This window comes from Litoribacterium kuwaitense (genome assembly GCF_011058155.1).
Lineage (GTDB): Bacteria > Bacillota > Bacilli > Bacillales > DSM-28697 > Litoribacterium > Litoribacterium kuwaitense.
The window spans coordinates 1-486 of record NZ_JAALFC010000109.1 but is presented as its reverse complement, the minus strand read 5'-3'; the positions used below and the strand labels follow the sequence as shown (position 1 = coordinate 486).

The 486-nt window shown below is 42.8% G+C and carries 1 protein-coding gene; it reads right to left on the bottom strand.

The annotated features are described in order from the left end of the window. A partial coding sequence (locus tag G4V62_RS19210; protein ID WP_165205243.1) for an IS4 family transposase occupies window positions 1-486 on the bottom strand: 486 nt, incomplete at both ends.

The window sequence follows — 486 nt, the reverse complement described above, 5'->3', positions numbered from 1 at the left end:
GTAATGAGCGCGAGGTAAATTTGATTTTGTATCGCTGTTTCACTCATCCCATAAAAATGTTTGATTTCTACATGTTGCTTCAGCCATTTAAAGAACAGCTCTATGTCCCAGTGTGAACGGTAGATTTCGCTGATTTCTTCTGCATCCAAATCAAATCGGTTCGTGATTAATCGAAGGATGTTTCCTTTGGTATCCGCCACTTCAAAGAGGCGAAACAGGTTTTCTGCCCGGTTTTGAGCCGTCCCGATGTAAACCATTTTGTCCGATAAAATGGGAGAATCATTGGGCAAGGAAAAGGATTCCACCTCACGGATGACGGCATTCTTCTTTAGTCTTGAAACGAAAAAATATCCATCATCTGTCATCCGGTCAAACCGATCGTAGTCAACGTATCCGCGGTCAAACACATACATGGCTTCCTTGTCATCAACGAGAACTTCTAGTTGATTCCTGTCGTGTCCTTTCGCTGTCGTAATGATTGCCTTT